The organism is Robinsoniella sp. KNHs210, from assembly GCF_000686105.1.
Taxonomy (GTDB): Bacteria; Bacillota; Clostridia; order Lachnospirales; family Lachnospiraceae; genus Robinsoniella; species Robinsoniella peoriensis.
Window position 1 is genome coordinate 271,308 of record NZ_JMLZ01000002.1, and the last position, 20,130, is coordinate 291,437.

Genomic DNA, 20,130 nt, shown 5'->3' on the forward strand with positions numbered 1-20,130 from the left:
TGAATCTATGTAAAGGAAGGGCAGAAAATGAAGTATACAGGTATAAATAAAAAAGAAATCTCATTTCCAATCGGTGGAATAGGCACAGGATGTATTGGTCTTGCTGGAAATGGAAGCATAGTGGATATAGAAATTCAAAATGAACCAAATAAGGGATCGGAAGGCCGGTTTACACATTTTGCTGTTAAGGCAGAAAAAGCGGGCAGTCTGCTGGATGCAAGGGTTTTGAATACGGATTTACAGTCTGGATATATGGGGAACTTTGAACGGGACAGGTATACAGGATTTGGCTGGGGACCTGACCGGGGTTCTATGTCTGGTTTTCCACATTTTCGAAAAGGAGAGTTTGATGGAACATTTCCCATTGCACAGCTTGATTTTGAAGACGGGCATTTTCCGGGCAAGGTTGTTATGCGGGCTTTTAATCCATTGATTCCCACAAATGAAGATGACAGTTCTATCCCGGCTGCTTTCTTTGAGTTTGAGATAGAAAATACCACAGATGAAGAGCTTCAGTATGCACTGGCATTTTCCGCCAGTAATTTCTACAGCCATAATAATGCCCGGCATACTTATCGATATGCAGACGGGCTGCATTCGATGTTTCTGGACAATGAGGAAGAAACAAAAAGTACTGCATACGGAAATATGACCATGGCAACAGATTGTCCGGATGTCAGCTATCAGGAATACTGGTTCCGGGGAAACTGGTTTGACAACGTGTCTGTGTTCTGGAATGATTTTGCAAGACCCGGTGAATTGCGCAACCGTCATTATAAAGCAGAAAAGGAAGGGCAGGAAGTGTATGCAGGAAGCGATACCGCAACCCTGGCAGCACATGTGGAGGTGAAACCGGGAGAAAGAAAAAAAGTCCGGTTTATATGGTCATGGTCTATGCCATACCGGAGTAATACCTGGCAGATCACACATATAGGTTTAAGTGAAAAAGAACTGCAGAGACGGCGGAAGATCATGTGGAAAAATTACTACGCAGTATTATTTCGGGATTCCATGGAAAGCGCTGTTTATGGAATGAAAAACTTTACACGTCTGTATGAAGATACCATGCTTTATACCAGGTGGATGTATCAATCTTCTCTTCCTTCGGAGGTATTGGATGCCGTTGCCGCAAATGCAGCAGTATTAAAGTCACCAACCTGCCTTCGCCTGGAAGATGGTTCGTTCTATGGATTTGAGGGAGTTCATCCCCACGAAGGCTGCTGTGAAGGCAGTTGTACCCATGTCTGGTCTTATGCTTATACAGCGGCTTTTTTATTCCCGAAGCTGGAGCGAAGTGCAAGAACACTGGAATATACCCAGTCCATCCAGCCGGATGGAGGTATGGGATTTCGCCTGCAGCTGCCTTTGGGCTGCGGTCCTACAAATTTCCGTCCGGCAGTGGACGGGCAATATGGAACGGTGCTGAGAGTATACCGGGAGTATCTGATATCCGGAGATCTCAAGTGGCTGCAAAGTATCTGGCAGGCAGTAAAGAAAACCATAGCCTATGCCTGGAGCAGAGAAAATCCGGATCAGTGGGATCTGGATAAGGACGGTATTCTGGAGGGACGTCAGCATCATACTCTGGATATGGAGTTGTTTTCACCGAATTCCTGGCTCAGTGGAATGTACCTGGCAGGCTTGCAGGCAGGAATCCGTCTTGCCGGGATTGTGGGGGATAAAGAGGCGGAGGATGAATACCTGGAAGTTTTCCGGTCGGGCAGGAAAAAATTGAATCAGGAGCTATTTAACGGAACATATTTTGACCAGAAAGTAGATTTAACGGATAAAAACAGACTGATGAAGTTTCAGGGAGGTTACAGCGACCACAGCCAGGATGCGGTAAAGAGTTATTGGAATGATGAAAGTGGTGAGATGAAATACCAGATCGGAGAAGGCTGTTCTATTGATCAGGTGCTTGGGCAATGGCATGCGGATCTGCTGAATCTGGGAGAAGTGTTTGAAGTAGAAAAGGTAGAGCAGGCACTAAAGGCCGTTTACCGGTTTAACTACATTACGGATATGCATGAGCATGTGAATCCGTGCAGAATATACGCTTTAAATGATGAAAGCGGCCTGATAATCTGTTCCTATCCAAAAGACAGGTTAAAACCGGCAATTCCTGTGCCTTATGCGGAAGAAACCATGCATGGGTTTGAATACCAGGCGGCGTCACATATGATTTTACACGGAATGGAAAGAGAGGGGCTTCAGTGCATCCGCGCTATCCGCAGCCGCTATGACGGCATGCGCAGAAATCCCTGGAATGAGATGGAGTGCGGCAGCAATTATGCAAGATCCATGGCAAGCTATGCTCTGCTGCTGGTATACAGTGGGTTTATGTTTGATATGGGCAGGAACATGATTGGTTTTCATCCCCTTCACCAGGAGGATTGCACATATTTCTGGTCACTGGACAGTGGGTTTGGCCACGTAATCTTTGAAGGAAATAAGATGAGTATATGGGTCGATTACGGAGAAGTAACGGTAAAATATATCGGGGATAAAAGATCGGGTGAACCCTCAGTAAGGTTCGGGGATGACACACCGGAATTTAAAGTTTCCGGTTCCGAAATTGAACTGGCTAATGCAGTATCAGCAGGTGCGGGCCAGTGCATAGAAATAATCCGAAACTGACAATTAAAAGAATAACGGTAAAATATAGCATAGGAAATCAATGGAGCACGTAAAACTGCATTGGTTCCCTATGCTATTTTTATTGGAAAAACGCTTACACATACTTTTTCATACATTATTTGTCTGTAACAATCCATCTGAAATATGGGAACACTCAAAATCTTTGTGTAGTTCTTATACAATATAGACAAAATGGAAGAAAAATTTATCAACAAATGCATAAGAAATTGTTTACAACTACTGAAAAAGAAATATTCTTCCGAATATGTGTTTAAAAAAGAAATAATTTTTGATATAATGTATGCATCGTCCACATCCGGATTCGTAAAAGGAGATTAGGTAAGTATTGGTGAGAGGGACTTGAAAAAGATTTGCCAGGGGAGGAGGGAGCATTGAGAAATCACCGCAGCAGAGTTCGGTAGGGTTGATCAATGAAGAAAGATGAGGAATGTATGATGAAGAGAGGAAACAAGGGCGGCATGAAGAAAAGAATATCCAGATTTTTATCCATAATGTTATGTTTTTGTATGGTGTTTCAGACGGCATACCTTCCGGTTCAGGCGGGGGCTGATAACCAGAATGACATTCAGGTTCAATCGGAAGGTCAGACAGAGACAGAAGCTCAGGAACATTTAGAAGCTTTGCAGGAATCACAGCTGCAGACAAATTCTGAAGTTCAGAATGAGTCTGTAACGGAACCTTATGCAGCTGAGACAGAATCTGAGGCTCAGACGGAAGAGGCAGCAGATTCAAATGTTCAGACAGAATCGAATGTTCAGACAGAATCTGAAGTTGTAGCAGAAACAGAAGTTCAGACAGAAGCTAAAGTGTTAGCAGCCCCGTTAGAGACGACGGGAAATTTATTAGAGGATGTGAGAAAACAGGCACAGACAGATTTTGCTGAAGGAAGCAATGCAGATGCCCGTGCAGTTGATCTGAATCTGAGCGGCAGAACTTTTGACGGTACAGCGGCAGGTGCCGTTGACTATACATCTGAGGAATATGGCGGAGCAGACTCTCCTTACCTGAAGGTGTTGAATAATCTAAGAACAAATGATATCGGTGGAAGTATTATTTTTAAATTCAAGACCAACACGAGCGGTGTAATCTTCGGAGCAGGAAGTTCCGGCGCAGATGACGGCTATAATATGGTTTTTGGAGTAAATAATGCCGGAGAGCTGCGGGCTTATTTTCGAAATGACAAGAGCAATGGGCTGAAAGCAAGATTATTAACAAATTCCGTGAACTTAAAGGATAATAAATGGCATACCATCGCTGTCAGCTTCCATTCGGGACAGGCGGAGGATGCTTATATTGTTGTTGATGGAAGTGACAACTTTTACCCAAGCGCATGGTGGAGCGGCTGGAATCCCGGATTTAATAAGAATATAAATAATAACCAGCTGCCATATGTGAATTTTGGCATTGGAGGCGGAATCTATAATGCAGCTGCATTTGATTCCCTGGGGAATTTTAATGGGAAAATTGATTTTGTAACTGTAACAGATCAAAGCTTTACCGTTAATCAATTAAAGGAAATGACGCAGCAGGCTCCTGATTTGAACGATTTCAGCGTTATGCAGGCAGCTGGAACGGCAAATACATGGTTAATGACCGGATCGGATACGGCAGTTTCCAAGTTTGATGAGATTGGTCCTGTTAAGAATTATGTGGGATTCTTTGAAGATAATCTGCGTGCGGGCGGAACTTACGTAGAACGTTCCCGTTTTGTATTTAATACGGCGCAGGCAGGACTTACTATCGCGGATGTAAATGCGGATTATGAGAAGTTCATTGACCAGTATGCACCGAAAGCCGTTGGTATCATGGTAGACCGCAGTGATTATGAAAAAGGGGAAGCTGGTATAGAGGAGTTCCGGACAAATCTCAGGGCACTGCTTGACAGGCTTTATGAGGATCAGAGAATCCCATTTATCATTACCCCAGCACCCTCGCTTTCGGAGGATGACAATGCCCTGATCAGTATCTATACGGCAGCAATTAAAGAAGAAGCAGCAGTAAAAGATACCCTGGTAGCAGATATCACAGGTCTGGATGCTTCCTATCTGGATCCGGGGAATTATCTCACTGCCCTGGGACATCAGGAGATAGCAAATATAATTAAGACAACTCTTGGTATTGGGCATACAACTGCTTATACAGGATTTAACTTACCGGTTAATCCTACGTTATTAAAAGTAGATGCATCCCCTGTTGTGCAGGTAATGGCAGATCAGCTTCAGGTAAATGCACCGGAAGGATATTCAGATCTGAACTGGAATTACGAGCTGTCTTATGATGGTCAGGTAATTTCTAAGAAACAGGTAACTGCGCCGTTCACGATTACCGGACTGAAAGCGGGAACGGAGTATGTACTTCGTATGACTTCCGATGAAGGAAACCGGAAACGCCAGTTAAAGGACATAAAGTTTACGGCTGCTCAAAATGGACAGGCTCAGGCTTTGGCTCATAAAGACGGGAATGTGAATCAAATTGAAGATATGACAAATCTTCTGAACAGCCAGAGTCCTGTAACTTATCTGTTTATGGGGGATAGTATTACCCATGGAGTCCTGACAAATGGCTATGATAATGTTCCTGAACTGTTTGAAAAATATTTAAGAGAGCAGGGCAGGGCACAGGATGTAGTAATCAATACGGGTGTTTCTAATGCAACGGTATCTACGACACTGGATCAGATTGACAGAAGGCTGAATCAGTTCCAACCGGATGTGGTAATGGTGATGCTTGGAACAAATGATGCGTCTTCCAGAGGGGAAGTGGCAGGTTCTTCGGGCACCGGATTTACCGTAGAAGAATTTAAGAATAATTATAAAGAACTGGTGCGGGATATTTATCAGAAAAATCCGGACAGCTATATCGTTTTAAGAGTTCCATGTGACATGAACCCGGATGATCCCAGGAAAAATTATAAAGACTACTTTAATGCCATATATGATGTAGAACAGGATATGAAGACGGAAATAGCGGGACTTAAGATTACCGTTATTGACCATATGAAGAACTGGATTGAGTATGGAGAAAATGTCAGAAATGATTTCCTGAACACCGGAAGCAATGGATGGTTAGTAGACAATGTACATCCAAACGGACGGGGCAATATGGCAATGTTCCAGCAGATATTAAAAGAAACGGGACTTTATAAGAACGATTCAGTGATGTCTAATTATTCTTATAAATTCAGTGACTGGGCAGATAATTCTGAATTAGCTGCAGAGGTAACTTATGACGAAACTAAGAAAGAAGTTTCTTTTGATCCGGCACCACTCGCGGCATATGAAAATGGCATCCGGGATGTAACGGTAAGCATAACAGATGTAAATGGAGTTATTGTTTCCAAAACAAGTGAATACCGTGCAGATGAGCATATGAAGATTCGTGTTCCTAAGGATTTCATACCTTATTCTGCAATGGTAACAGGCACAGATGCTATGAACAAGAAACAAATTACTTTTACGGCCAGCCTGAAAATGGAAGGTGACCCGGAGTGTACCTGTGGAATCAGCAATTTGGTGTTTGCAGACAGAGAGCTTGTAATTCCACAGGATAAAGACAGTATTGAAATCAGCTTAGAGGCAGCTGCGGAAATTACCGGTGATTGTAAAGCAGAAGGCCACAGCAGCAAAAATATCACTTATGTATTTGAAAAAGCAGAGGATCTGCAGAATATCGGCACGATCAGACAGAATAAACTGACGGTCAGCAAGGCTGGAACAATCAAAGTACGGGTAAATGCACTGATTCCCGGAACGGTGGCATCGGCAGAAAAGACAGCCGTATTCTCAGTTAAAAAAGAAGGGCAGGACCCGGCTGTTCTGTTTCAGAAATCAGAGGTAAAAATTGTAAACGGCGTTCCAGCCCGTCCGGTAGATTACACCGGAACACTTGATAAGCTGAAAGGTCTGACCCAGGGAACCATAACGGTTCGGTATAAAAAGGCCGAAACAGGTCTTATGAGTCTGTTCAGTGTATCAAATAATACGCAAAATGCCACACATACCCATGTCTATGTAAATGATGGCACGGTGGGATACGAAGTCCGCAATAACGGTACCAATGTAAATACCGCATCAGCTGGCGTAAGCAATATGACAAGAGATGAATGGCATACGGTAACTTATGCATTTTCTTCAACTGGTACATCTGTTTATTTTGACGGTGAAAGGGTAATTAATAACACAAATACAGGATTTGTCAGCAGCAGCCAGGGTGTAAATACCGTTGACCTTGGTAAAACGCAGCGTTCCGGCGGAGGCAATCAGTATCCTTTCACAGGCAGTATCAGCTATATCGAAGTGAGATCGGACCTGTTAACGGAAGAGCAGATAACAGATATCCATAAAGTGACACTGAGAGAAGAAAAAGAAGCAGAGCTTCCAGAAGATGCATTCAAATCAGAAGATCAGCCGTTGTTCTATGGTGGATACCAGGGATCTGTCTATTATCGTATCCCAAGCTTAGTGACCACAAAGAACGGAGTTGTACTGGCAGCAATTGATAAACGCCAGAGCGGCGGCGGGGATCAGGGAAATATTGATACCGCTGTGAGAAGAAGCTTTGATAATGGAAAGAACTGGACAGAAGGGCAGACAATCATAAATCTGCCTCCGGGACAGCAGCAGCATTCTTTAACCATAGATGCAGCTATGGTTGAGGACGAGGTGAACGGCAGAGTCTTCCTGATGGTAGATATGTTCCCGGAATCAAAAGCAGCAATGGATACTTCTCTTTTGGAAAAAGGATCCGGATATAAACAGGTTGGCGACAAATCATATTGTATCTTGAGAGACTATGAAAGCGTTTTAAATACAACTCATAATTATACGAAAACCTATACCATCCGTGAGCACGGAGAAGTATGGCTGGAAGGAAAAACAGAGGCTGATGCAAGACCAACGGATTACCGGGTACCGGATTTCAGTACCGGCGAATTATATAAGGATGATAAGCCTGCAGGCAACATCTTCCTCTATACCGGCTCCAATGCGGGTGAATTAAAGGTAGTCCGCAATATGAGAATCTGGAGTACCTATAGCGATGATGATGGTGAAACCTGGTCAAAACCGGTGGATTTAACACCGATGATCAAAGAAGACTGGATGCTGTTCTGCGGAACAGGCCCCGGAGTTGGGATTCAGGTGAAAAAAGGAGAGCATGCGGGACGTCTGATTGTCCCCATCTATGTGGCTAACCAGAACTGGACATCTGCTCAGGCATCCACCTGTATTTACAGTGATGATTATGGTGTAACATGGAAGCGTACCGAGAAGTCACCTCTTGAGGCAGAAGGAACAGATCTTTCCACAATGAATGATGGTGGTATCATCCTGACAGAGTCACAGATCGTGGAGATGAATGACGGTACATTAATTCAGTTCTGCAGAAATAACTCAGGACGTCTGAAATATTCCGTGAGCAATGACTCCGGAACTACCTGGGGAGCGCCCATCAGGGATACAAATGTTACAGAGGTATACTGCCAGTTAACAGCAACTCATTATCCGGAATTGATTGACGGCAAAGAAGCCATTATTTTAGCAAATCCGGATGGCCCTGCAAGAAACAATGGTACGGTAAGAATCGGACTTTATAATCCGGAGAATAAGTCATTTGAGTGGAAATACAGTCAGTTGGTTAAGAGCGGAAGTTATGCTTATTCCTGTCTGTCCGTACTTCCAAATGGAGATATCGGCTTATTTTATGAAGGTGACCAGCCATCGATGGATTTCACCAGCTTCAATGTGGAATGGATCAAAGCGGATTTGACGGTGCCGATGAAGGAGCCGGTAATTGAAAACGTAGCGATGGAAATAAGTGATAATCAGATTGATTTTACCGTGGATTTCGATTCCTATATGATTAAGTCCGGAAATCCGGTTCTGAAGTTTAATTTGGATGGAGCAGAGAAAGAGGCTGCTTATGTATCCGGAAATACTACAAAACAATTTATATTCCGGTATACAGGTGATACCCAGATTACCACAGGCCTGACGGTTACAAATGTTGGTGTAGCTGCGGCAGATGCAGAAAGTGAAATCGGGAATGCACTCTGTATGCTTCCATTAGAAAGTGAATTTAAGTTTGCACCGGATGGAACACCGGAATGTACCTGCAAAATAGAAGAGATTGGATTATCACCAAAAGAAATAATAATTCCTGCGAAAACAGAGGAATATACGGTTGATCTAACAGGCTCCATAAAAGAAAGTACCTGTGCAAAAGAAGGCCATGCTTTCCGTCCTGTTTATACCTACACCGTTGCGGATGGGGGAGAGACAGGCGCTGTTATAACCGGCAGTAAATTAAAAGTATCGGCTGCAGGAACAGTTCGAATAAACGTTGCCGTTCAGTTGAATGACAAATCAGGAAATGCGGACTGTAATATCACCGTAAAAAAAGCAGAACCGGGTGAAACGGTGAATCAGGCGCCGGCTGCAAAAGATCCCGTACCAAATCAGGAAGTGAACAGCCTGAAAGGCAGGACTTTCACTGCAGAAGATATAGCAGAAGACCAGGACGGAGATGCAATTGTTATTACAAAAATTGTATCAGAGCCGGATTCATTTATAATTGCAGAATTATCAGATGGTGTTGTTTCACTGTATGGCTCTAATAAAGGAACAAGCCGGATGATGGTGAATGTATCAGACGGGAAAAATGTTTCTACCATTGTAGTTCCGGTTTCCGTTACAGAAGAAGGCAGTTATGATAAAACGGATTATCTGTCTGACCATGATTATTTAGATAAAGTGAACTCTTCCGTCGGTTACTGGGAAGGAACCGGTGACAAGATCAAGGTAGATACCAACCAGGATGGCGGCACCATGTCTTTACTGGACGAGAATGGAAACAGAGTATCCTTTAACAAAGGATACGGAGCACATTGTACTTCCACATTGATTTTTAATCTTCCGGAAGGTCATAATTATAAGAAATTTGAAACTTATTATGGAATAGATGCAAGTAAACCGGCGATAGCAGCAGTTACCTTTAAGATAGCTGTAGATGGGACGGTTATACACACCAGTGATAAAGCATTACAGTCCACATCTCCGATGGGATTTGCTTCCGTTGACATTTCAGGAGCAAAAACCTTAAAATTAGAAGCAATTGCAAAAGACGGCAATATCGGAAGCGGACATTCCCAGTGGTCAGGAGCTAAACTGGTCAGCCAGGAAGATCCCTCCCAGGTAACCGATAAGTCTGTTCTTGAGAAAAAGATTGCAGAAGCAAAAGCAATCAAAGGAGATGAGTACGCTCAGGCTTCTTATAAGAAATTGTCAGATGCCATTGACCGCGCACAGGAAGTCCTGGATGCACAGGAGACAGAACAACTGGAGGTGTTCCAGCAGCTGCAGGCATTAAAATCAGCAGTAAAAGGACTGGAAAAAGCAGTTCCGGCAGATCAGGTCGTGGTAAGTCTGAAAACGCTCAGTCTGGAAGTCGGAGAGGGCAGAAGGCTGTACGCGGATGTAACTACAAATGACGGTAAGGAATCAAACGACCAGATCACCTGGTCATCCAGCCGTCCGGAAATAGCGGAAGTATCGGCAAACGGCAAGGTAACGGCAGCAGCGCCGGGGAAAGCCGTGATCACAGCAACATCCACTAGTGGAAAAACAGACAGCTGTACGGTTACGGTAAACGGATGCACCTGTGAACTTCGTACACCGGTTTTTGAAGATCAGAATGTCACGATACCTTATCCTGAATCAAGCAGACAGATCGGGCTGAAGGCAGAAGCAGTCCTTACGGGAGACTGTCAGATGCCGGGACATGCAGATCAGAGTATCACCTACACCTATGCAATTACCGAAGATAAAGAGGGTATTGGAAGCATAAAAGGGGATATACTGACAGTTTCCGGTGCAGGAACCGTGAAAGTTACGGTAACAGCCAGTGTTAATGATAAGACAAGTTCAGCGGCGGCAGCATTTTATATCAGCAGGGAAGAAGCACCAGTTCCTAAGAAGTATACGGCAGTATTTACCGGCGGTGCGGGAGCAGCAGGAACAGCTCCGGCAGCAATTCAGGCAGAAGCACAGGGGAAGATTACTTTGCCGGAGAATACATTTACAAAGGATGGATATCTGTTTATCGGATGGTCCGACGGAGCAAAGGTTTATCAGGCAAATACCCGGTATACAATGCCAGATAGAAACATCACATTTACGGCACAGTGGCAGAAAAAAGAAGAGCCGAAACCGGCAACCTATCAGATGTCATTTGATGCACGCGGCGGAAAAGTAAGTCCGGCATCCATGACAGTCACACAGGGAACCGTTTATGGAACACTTCCGGTTCCAACAAAATCAGGCTATGCCTTTAAGGGATGGTTTACCGCGGTATCAGGCGGAACGCAGATACAGGCAGGACAGGTATGCAGCCTGAAGGCAAATACAACCGTTTATGCCCAGTGGATCAGACTCACACTGAAAAAGCCTGGAAAACCAACGGCAGTAAAAGCTTCCCGGAATAAGCCCGGCAGTATCCGGATCAGCTGGAAAAAATCATCCAATGCAGCCGGTTATATTTTATACCGTTATGACAGCAAGACAAAGAAGTGGAGTAAAGTAAAAACCACAAAATCCACCAGCTATGTGAACACCGGATTAAAATCAGGCACAGATTATAAATACAAGGTAAAAGCTTACAGCCAGCTTGGAAAAGAAAAGAAGTACAGTTCCTATTCTTCTGTATTGAAGACCTCGACGGCGCCTGCAAAACCACGCCTGACCCACGCCGGGAAAGCAGGAAAAGGCAAAGCAGAAATAAAATGGAATAAAAAGTCAGGTACGGATGGATTTGTAATCTATATGAAGACAAATAACGGAGATTATAAGAAGATCGCATCAAAGTCAGCCAAGACATTATCTTACACCAAATCCGGACTGAAGAAAGGAAGAAGCTACCGGTTTAGAATAAGAGCATACCATAAGGCAGGGAATAAAAAGATCTACAGCTCTTATTCAGCAAGTAAAAGAGTAAAATTCTAAATAAACCAGGAAAAGGAGCAGGTCCCAGCGGCCTGCTCCTTGATCGTGCCCGACTCTTATATCCCGGCTCATAATCTTTTAATAAAAAAGTTTAAGGTGTTAACCCAGGGATCTGTTGTAGTAAAATCAGATCATATAATAAGAGAGGAATGATTTTATGATGGAACCCAATTACAATGCATAGCAAAAGCTATTGCATGATAAAACAAATATGATGATATAGCTTTTGCAAATCCGAAAGTAAGAAATTTACACAAAGGAGATGCATATGGGCTATTTAACAGAAAGCAATTTTCAAACATGTTCTGATATAAGAAACTGTGAATGGGAGATTATACCGGACGTCAGTCCACAGATTATAAGGAATTGTTCCAAATGCGGATGCAAGTCAAACTACATCAATACCGGCAGTTTCCGGGTTAATGCAAATGGAAACCGGGTAGATGTATGGCTGATCTATCAGTGCAGTAAATGCAAGACCACATATAACATAACAATATATGAGCGGATTTCCCCAAAGAAAATCCCAAGAGAAGAATATGAAGGATTCTTAGCAAACGATCCACAACTGGCTCTGGAATACAGTTTTAACAGTAATATCTTAAAGAGGGAAAAAGCTGAGATCTGTATGGAGGAGGGGGCATATCATATCCGGGAAAGGATACTGACGGATGCTGAAGAGGCTGAAATGAGTCGGATTGTCATTCGGAATCCTTATCATATCAGAATCCGGCTGGATAAGCTGATTGCCGGTAAGCTGGATATTTCAAGAACGGCTGTCAGGCAGGCAATGAAAGAAAAAATCATTGAGGGAAGAGATGGGGAAAGTCTGGAGAAGGCATTTGCCATGGATGGAATGGTGGTAAGATGGAAGTGAATAATCAGTGAGTGGTAAAGTGCTCAAAAGAAAGCTGTTGTACCTGATGTTAGGGGTATGGCAGCTTTTTTTGTAATATGATAAAATAATTTAAATTATTTGAAGGGTTTTGCTGGAGCGTTTCGTCTAATGATTGTAAGACATTAAAGATTGGCCAATCTAAGCGGGGAGGTAAGACGTTGGATGTTTTAATTAAAAAAGCACGCAGGAAGGATCCGGATGCATTTGTTGAGCTAATGGAACAGAATATGCAGAATATGTACAAAGTGGCAAAAGCATATCTGAAAAATGATGAAGATGTGGCGGATGCCATACAGGATACCATATTAAGCTGTTTTGAAAAAATAGGAGATTTGAAACAGAATAAATATTTTAAAACATGGATGACTCGTATTTTAATCAACAAATGCAAAGATATTTTACGAAAGAAAAAAGGAATGTTACTTACAGATGAGGTGCCGGAAATTCCGGTGTGGGATCAGGAGTACAGCAACATGGAGTGGAATGAACTAATCAAGGATATGGATGAAAAGTACCGGATTGTTCTTTTACTATATTACCTGGAAGGTTTTAATACCAGAGAGATAGCAGTAATACTGGATATGAATGAAAAGACGGTACAAACGAGACTGGCAAGGGGAAGAAAATTATTTTCCACAGAGTATTTAAAACAAGGAGGTCAATTGCATGAACCGACAGGAACAAGAATTTAAGGATAAATTAAACGAAGAGATCAAGATACCCAAAGTAGTAAAAAATAAGGCAGATGACGCATTTCAGACAATAAAAAGCAGCAGTAAAAGTCAGGCAAGAGATACAAGAGGGATCCGGAAAAAGATCCTGGTGGCAGCGGGCAGTGCTGCTGCGGTATTTGCAGCATTCTTTGTATTTGGTATGGCCAACCCTGTTATGGCAAGCCAGTTGCCGATTATTGGGCATATATTTGAACAGATTCAGGAGAACTATAGTTATCCCGGAGATTTTAGCTCAGTAGCGGAAACATTAGGAGAAAAAGACCAGGAGACTCCGGATGGGGCAGCTGTTTCCGCCGATGAAAATGGGGCAGCAGCGGAACAGGCAGATGCAAAGAAAGAAACAGAGCTTACCAAACCAGCCAGTTATTCACAGACGGTAGATGGAGTTACCATGACTTTATCGGAATTATACTGCAATGACCAGGCACTTTATATGACGCTTGAACTAACCAGCGAGAAAGCTTTTCCGGTTTCTGAAATCTTTACAGACAGTGAGAATAACCAGCCGAACATAGGCTTTTTAACTAGTGAAAAATATAGTTTCAATGATAAATCACAGGATCAGCTTTATTATCTGGAAGGCAAGTTTGTTGATGATTATACATATGCAGGTATCATCCGTATAGACTACAAACAGGCATCCAAGGTAGTATCGGATGAAGCACTTCAGGAATATAATACCGCATATCAGGCAGCGGAAGCAGAAGGCAGGGATCCAATGAAAGAAGACATTCAGCTGGATGTTCAGAATCTGGATGTTCCTGACAATTTCAAGTTAAATCTGGATATTCAGAAGATTATTGCATACAAGGCTAACCCGGATGTATGGGATTCCGGTTATACAGGGGATGAACTGGAAGCTATGTCGGATGAAGAGTGGAAAAATGTCATGAAGCAGCAGCCGGCTGACTGGAACCAGTTCCCTAATGATCATGAAAATATCTGGTGGGATGGTTCCTGGAATTTCGATCTGGATATTAACGTGGACAGAAGCAGAACAAAGATGATTGAAATTAATACTGAAAATGAGAATGGTGTAGGAATTGCATCCGTGGAAATTACCCCATTTGAATTAAAGGTCAATCAGTTAAATGAAGGTTCCACAAAAACTGCAGACACATTCCCGGTAGTACTGGATGCCAATGGAAAAATGCTTCCTTATGGAAACAGCGGTTATGTTACAGACTATGCAGTACGCGGAGTGGATATTTCTAAAATAGATATCTATTTATGTGATTATATAGAGTACATGGATGAGATTAAAGGGCATAAAACAGAGGATAATTTCAAACAGATTTTAGATGAAAAAGCAGTTTATCACACAACCGTAGAGACTGGAATTACCCAATAGTCATATTTCTATCAGCTCATTTTTCAGCATGAGGTTTGCAAATAACTCCGTAAACGGGAAAACGTGTATTGACACAAAATCATTTTACAGCTAAGATATTTCTATACACATACGGAGGAGGAACAATAATGAAGCAAGACATGATTGTAATTTTAGATTTAGGCAGTACGGAAAATACGGTGTTAGCCAGGGCGATTCGTGACCTTGGGGTATATAGTGAGATTTATCCCCATGATATTACTCAGGCGGAACTCAAGGCTTTGCCAAATGTAAAGGGAATTATTATAAATGGCGGACCAAACCATATTGTAGACGGCGTTCGTATTGATGTACTACCGGAAATCTATGAAGCAGGATATCCTGTTATGGCAGCAGGGCATGAATTGGCTAAATGTGAAGTGTCCCTGAATGAGTGGCCTGAGGACGAAGATCTATTAAAAGAAGGACTGAAACCATTCGTATTTGACACCTGTCATGCGGAAGCAAACTGGAATATGAAAAATTTCGTAGAAGACCAGATCGAACTGGTAAAACGCCAGGTTGGTGATAAGAAAGTACTCCTTGCATTATCCGGCGGAGTAGACAGTTCTGTAGTTGCAGCTTTATTATTAAAGGCAATCGGAGACCAGTTGGTCTGCGTACATGTAAATCATGGCCTCATGCGTAAGGGCGAATCGGAAAGTGTAGTAGAAGTATTCAAAAATCAGCTGAATGCAAATCTGGTTTATGTTGATGCCAGCGAACGTTTCCTGAAGAAGCTGGAAAATGTAAGTGATCCCGAGCAGAAAAGAAAGATTATCGGTTCAGAGTTCATCCGCGTATTTGAAGAGGAAGCACGTAAACTTGAGGGAATTGACTTCTTAGGTCAGGGAACAATTTACCCGGATATAGTGGAAAGTGGCACGAAGACAGCGAAGATGGTCAAATCCCATCACAATGTAGGCGGTCTTCCTGAAGATATGAAATTTGGTTTGGTAGAGCCGTTAAAGCAGTTATTTAAAGACGAAGTAAGAGCCTGCGGTTTGGAACTGGGACTGCCGGATGGCATGGTATTCCGTCAGCCTTTCCCGGGACCCGGATTAGGCGTAAGATGTCTTGGCGCAATTACCAGAGAGCGTCTGGAAGCGGTACGGGAATCGGATGCAATCCTGCGGGAAGAATTCGAAATAGCTGGTCTTGACAAGACTGTATGGCAGTATTTTACGGTTGTTCCTGATTTCAAATCAGTTGGTGTAAGAGATAATGCAAGATCCTTTGAATATCCGGTCATCATTCGTGCGGTTAATACCATAGATGCCATGAGTGCCACCATTGAACAGGTAGGCTGGCCGGTATTACTGAAAATCACGGACAGAATATTAAAAGAAGTGAAGAATGTAAACCGTGTTTGTTATGATATGAGTCCGAAGCCTACTGCTACGATTGAGTGGGAATAAGGCTTACATCCTTGCAAACCTTGCATTTATGCGGGTTTGCAAGGATTTTTCTTTTTGTTGGATACAAATTGGCTACATTTTCAGAATCGGCTACCGTTCCCATGAGTATGTCCAGCTTGTCGGCGACCTCCGCCTGTTTGCTTGGGTAAAGGTGGCTGTAGGTGTCCATAGTGGTCTGCACCTTTTCGTGCCCCAGCCGGTCGGCTATCAGCAGCGGCGAAAAGCCCAGCTCAATGAGAAGTGAAGCGTGGCTGTGACGGGTATCGTGCACCCGTATCACCTTCACCCCGGATGCCTTGCACCCTCGCAGCATTTCGTGCCGCATAAAGTGCTTGGTAAAGGCAAACATCCTGTCTTTGGGCTGCAAGCGGTAGCACTGCGCCATATACTCCCGCAGGCAATCGCATAAGCCTTGTGGTATGGTAATCACTCGGTTGCTCTTTGGTGTCTTGGGCGTGGTAATCAAATCCTAGCCATCCAGTCGCTGATAGGATTTGTTGATACTAATGGTGGCTTTATCTAAATCAATGTCAGCCGGTGTCAGGGCGGTCAGCTCACCGATTTTCATGCCGGTGTAGTAGAGAGTCATGTAGGCGGTGTAGGATTGGGGCTTGTCCCTGACGGCTTCGATGAACTGTTCAAATTCATCCTTTGTCCAGAACAGCATTTCGTCGGCATCCTTTTTGCCCATGCTCCCGGCTTTGTGGCAGGGATTCTCGGAGAGATTATAATACTTCACCGCATAATTGAATATGGCAGTCAGCTGATTGTTGATGGTTTTGAGATAGGTTTGGGAAAATCCCTCGCCCTTCTCATCCCGATAGGAGGTCAGCTTGTTTTGCCACTTGCGAACGTCTGTGGGTGAAATCTCGTTTAACGGGATTTTGCTGAAACCAAACGGGGGGCGGGCACTGCGACACTGCAATGCTCCGCCCCATAATTTATGGAGGTATTGATGGCAACTACAAGATTGATGCCGCTACATACAGGCAAGGGTCGCAGTATCGCCACAGCGTTGGGCAAGACTACCGATTATGTGGAGAACCCTGAAAAGACCGAGTGCGGTGAATGGATTTCATCTTATGAATGTGACCCCATGATAGCAGACGATGAGTTTTTACTCTCTAAGCGGCAGTATGGGGCGCTCACCGGCAGAGACCAAGGGGAGCGTGATGTTATCGCCTACCACTTGCGGCAGAGCTTTAAACCCGGCGAGATTGACCCCACCACCGCCAACAAGATTGGCTATGACCTTGCTATGTCGCTGACCAAGGAAAAACACGCATTTCTTGTTTGCACTCATGTGGATCGCCAGCACATTCATTCGCATATCATTTTCAATTCAACCACATTGGACTATACCAAAAAGTTTCGGAATTTCTGGGGTTCCAGCTTTGCCATTCGTAAGATTTCGGACAGGCTGTGTGTGGAAAATGGGCTGTCCATTATTGAAAAGCCCAAACAGAGCCGTGGCAGTTATGGGACATGGATTGGTGACGAAAAGCAACCTACGCTTCGGGAGAGTTTAGCAAAATTGATTGATGCAAATCTTGAGCAAAGTTTGACTTTAGAAGAATTAAAAGATGCTCTGCGTAAAGCTGGGTGTGAGGTGAAGCACAAAGCACATTTGGCATTCAAACTGCCACAGGGAAAGCGGTGTATTCGCTGTGATTCTTTGGGCGAGAATTATACCGAACACGCTCTTTTGCAGCGGCTTGGGTGCGAGCAAATTGCAAAGCCTGTTACTAAGAAAAAGCTTTCTTTCCCTGTCCGGTCAAAGCCCAACTTGTTAATCGACATTGAGGCAAAATTGCAGCAAGGTAAGGGTGCTGGATACGAAAAATGGGCAAGGACATTTAATTTAAAGGAGTCGGCAAAAACGCTGATTTATTTGCAGGAGCGTGGGTTTGATGATTATGATGTTTTATCTGCAAAGGCAGAGGAGGCTGGGCAGCGGTTTGATATGCTTTCGGATAAAATTAAGTCGAGCGAAAGACGCATGTCTGAAATTTCTTCGTTGCAAAAACAAATCGGTACTTATCGTAAAACCAGAGATGTGTATGTGCAGTATAGGCAGTCGGGATACAGCAAAAAGTTTCTGGCGGCATATGAATCTGACATCCTGCTGCACAAGGCGGCGAAGAAAGAATTTGATAAGCTGGGGCTGGAAAAATTGCCGTCTATGGAGGCACTAAAATCCGAATATGCTGTGCTACTTTCACAGAAAAGCAAGCTCTATGGTGAATACAAACAGGCTCGACAGGAGATGATGGATTTGCAGATGGCGAAGCATAATATTGATAGAATTTTAGGTGGATCTCAGCCAGTAAAAACAACAAAGTCTATATCGCAGGAGGAACGATAAATTTCATAAAACAGCACACCGTAAGTGTGGGCAAACTCAACTTTGTTGAGTTAAGCAGACGCATAGCGGCTTAAAAGAGACAGAGCAAAACGCTCTATCTCTTTGGGGTTTGGGGCAATGCACCAACAAGCAAAAAGCACGGGATGTATATACCTGTGCATTGCTTTCCATTACCATTTTTTAAATAAATTCGCACGAATGAAAGCAATGAAAAAACAAATTTTGAGGTTGCAATTTCCTGTGAATTATGCTATAATAATATTATTAGGTCTGCTCAGCAGAAAGCGAAAGGAGATGTTCTATATGACAAAAAATTATGAGGTGGCTGTTTCCTAAACCGAATAGGGCATGGGAAATGTTTGAGGGTACTACACACCCTTGGCGTAGCTGTGCCGTTTTAAGTAACCTTTCGTGAATTCTATAACTTACGGTTGTAGCACACTCTAGGGTGTGTTATTTTTATGTAAAAAATGAGCCGCAGTTGTAGCCTTTAAACGGGGCTACTTTCTGCGGTATTTTTGCGCTCTTTTTTAAAAACATGCCCTATTCATGGAAAATTAAATTGAAGGGAGCTTGATTATGACAAATGCAATTCAAACGATATCAACAAATTTTATGGAGGAAATGAATGATAAGACTAGAAGACTATGGATTAACACAAGAATTTATTATTGAAAGCAACAATAAAAAAGTAGCGAGAGTTATGGCGGTTCACAAAGAACGTTATGTTTTGATTTGTGAACATGGAGAAATCTTTGGACGTTTAAAAGCCAGCGTATATTATGCGGATACATCAGAGAGTTTTCCGACAACCGGAGACTTTGTTTTGATTAATTACAATTCTGACGGTGACAGCCAAATCGTGAAAACACTTGAGCGTAAGACAAAATTTTCACGAAATGATTTTTCCGGTCACGCAGTAGGATATGTGAAGACGGTGAAAGAGCAGGTAGTGGCAGCAAACTTTGATTTCGTATTTATTATCCAGTCCTTGAACCATGATTTAAATACGCGGCGGTTGGAACGATATCTTACCCTTGCATGGCAGTCAGGAGCGACACCTGTGGTGCTATTAACAAAGTCTGATCTTGTGGAAAATGCAGAAAAACAATTGGAAATTATAAAGAAGTTGGCAACCAAATGCGAAGTCCATGTAATCAGTGCAAAAACGGGGGATGGATTGGATGCTCTGTATAGTTATCTAAAGCCGGGTAAAACCATTGTATTCCTTGGTTCATCCGGCGTGGGAAAGTCAAGTCTTGTCAATGCGCTTGCCAAGGATGAAATTATGACTGTTAAGGAAATTAGACAGGATGATAGCCGTGGGCGACATACAACTACACATCGTCAACTGATTATGCTTCCCAATGGTACTATGATAATTGACACACCAGGTATGCGTGAGTTAGGTATGTGGGATGTAAAAGAGGGAGTTGGCGAGGTTTTTGTGGATGTGGAACAATATATAGGAATGTGTAAGTTCTCTGATTGCCAACATAAAAATGAGCCTGGTTGTGCAATTTTAGCTGCCATAGAAAGTGGCACACTTTCACAAGAACGTTTGGAGAGCTATCTGAAAATTAAGCATGAAGTGAAATTTGCAAATGATAAGAGCCAAGTCTTGCGGGATAAAGATGCACGAGGTAAGTCTATTGCCATGAAAAACAAACAGAAAAACTAGGTGGGAGGAAA

General features: G+C 43.1%; 10 protein-coding genes. 8 read left to right on the plus strand and 2 right to left on the minus strand.

Annotated elements, in window-relative coordinates:
- The first annotated feature begins 27 nt into the window (after positions 1–27).
- The 6 genes from CD03_RS32870 to guaA all read left to right on the plus strand — a co-directional run bounded on the left by CD03_RS32870 (position 28) and on the right by guaA (position 16,073).
- Positions 28–2,637 carry a GH116 family glycosyl-hydrolase gene (locus CD03_RS32870; protein WP_052377731.1) on the plus strand — a complete coding sequence of 870 codons (2,610 nt, stop codon included), beginning with the start codon at positions 28–30 and terminating at the stop codon, positions 2,635–2,637.
- 452 nt (positions 2,638–3,089) lie between these two features.
- Positions 3,090–11,654, plus strand: coding sequence for a GDSL-type esterase/lipase family protein (locus CD03_RS0108095; protein WP_197041645.1), 8,565 nt, complete (start codon positions 3,090–3,092; stop codon positions 11,652–11,654).
- A 268-nt stretch (positions 11,655–11,922) separates the two neighbouring features.
- Positions 11,923–12,531: a DUF1062 domain-containing protein gene (locus CD03_RS32875; RefSeq protein WP_044289242.1), complete on the plus strand. Its 609-nt coding sequence runs from the start codon at positions 11,923–11,925 to the stop codon at positions 12,529–12,531.
- Between the two features lie 179 nt (positions 12,532–12,710).
- Positions 12,711–13,244: an RNA polymerase sigma factor gene (locus CD03_RS0108105; RefSeq protein WP_081820182.1), complete on the plus strand. Its 534-nt coding sequence runs from the start codon at positions 12,711–12,713 to the stop codon at positions 13,242–13,244.
- A complete protein-coding gene (locus CD03_RS0108110; protein ID WP_027293216.1) occupies positions 13,219–14,637 on the plus strand; it encodes a DUF4179 domain-containing protein in 1,419 nt (472 codons plus the stop codon). The genes CD03_RS0108105 and CD03_RS0108110 overlap by 26 nt, the downstream gene beginning before the upstream one ends.
- A gap of 128 nt (positions 14,638–14,765) precedes the next feature.
- Positions 14,766–16,073: a glutamine-hydrolyzing GMP synthase gene (gene guaA / locus CD03_RS0108115; RefSeq protein WP_027293217.1), complete on the plus strand. Its 1,308-nt coding sequence runs from the start codon at positions 14,766–14,768 to the stop codon at positions 16,071–16,073.
- Here the strand turns inward: guaA and CD03_RS39160 are convergent.
- A complete protein-coding gene (locus CD03_RS39160; RefSeq protein WP_330377161.1) occupies positions 16,054–16,539 on the minus strand; it encodes a site-specific integrase in 486 nt (161 codons plus the stop codon). The two genes, guaA and CD03_RS39160, sit on opposite strands and share 20 nt — an antisense overlap.
- A 3-nt stretch (positions 16,540–16,542) precedes the next feature.
- A complete protein-coding gene (locus tag CD03_RS39165; protein ID WP_052377732.1) occupies positions 16,543–16,998 on the minus strand; it encodes a tyrosine-type recombinase/integrase in 456 nt (151 codons plus the stop codon).
- Between the two features lie 30 nt (positions 16,999–17,028).
- On the opposite strand from CD03_RS39165, the gene CD03_RS0108125 reads away from it, so the two are divergent.
- Both CD03_RS0108125 and rsgA read left to right on the plus strand, forming a co-directional pair.
- Positions 17,029–18,438: a relaxase/mobilization nuclease domain-containing protein gene (locus tag CD03_RS0108125; protein WP_027293218.1), complete on the plus strand. Its 1,410-nt coding sequence runs from the start codon at positions 17,029–17,031 to the stop codon at positions 18,436–18,438.
- Positions 18,439–19,066: 628 nt separating this feature from the next.
- Complete coding sequence (rsgA, locus tag CD03_RS0108135; RefSeq protein WP_027293220.1) at positions 19,067–20,119, plus strand: ribosome small subunit-dependent GTPase A; 1,053 nt, start codon at positions 19,067–19,069, stop codon at positions 20,117–20,119.
- Positions 20,120–20,130 lie beyond the last annotated feature (11 nt).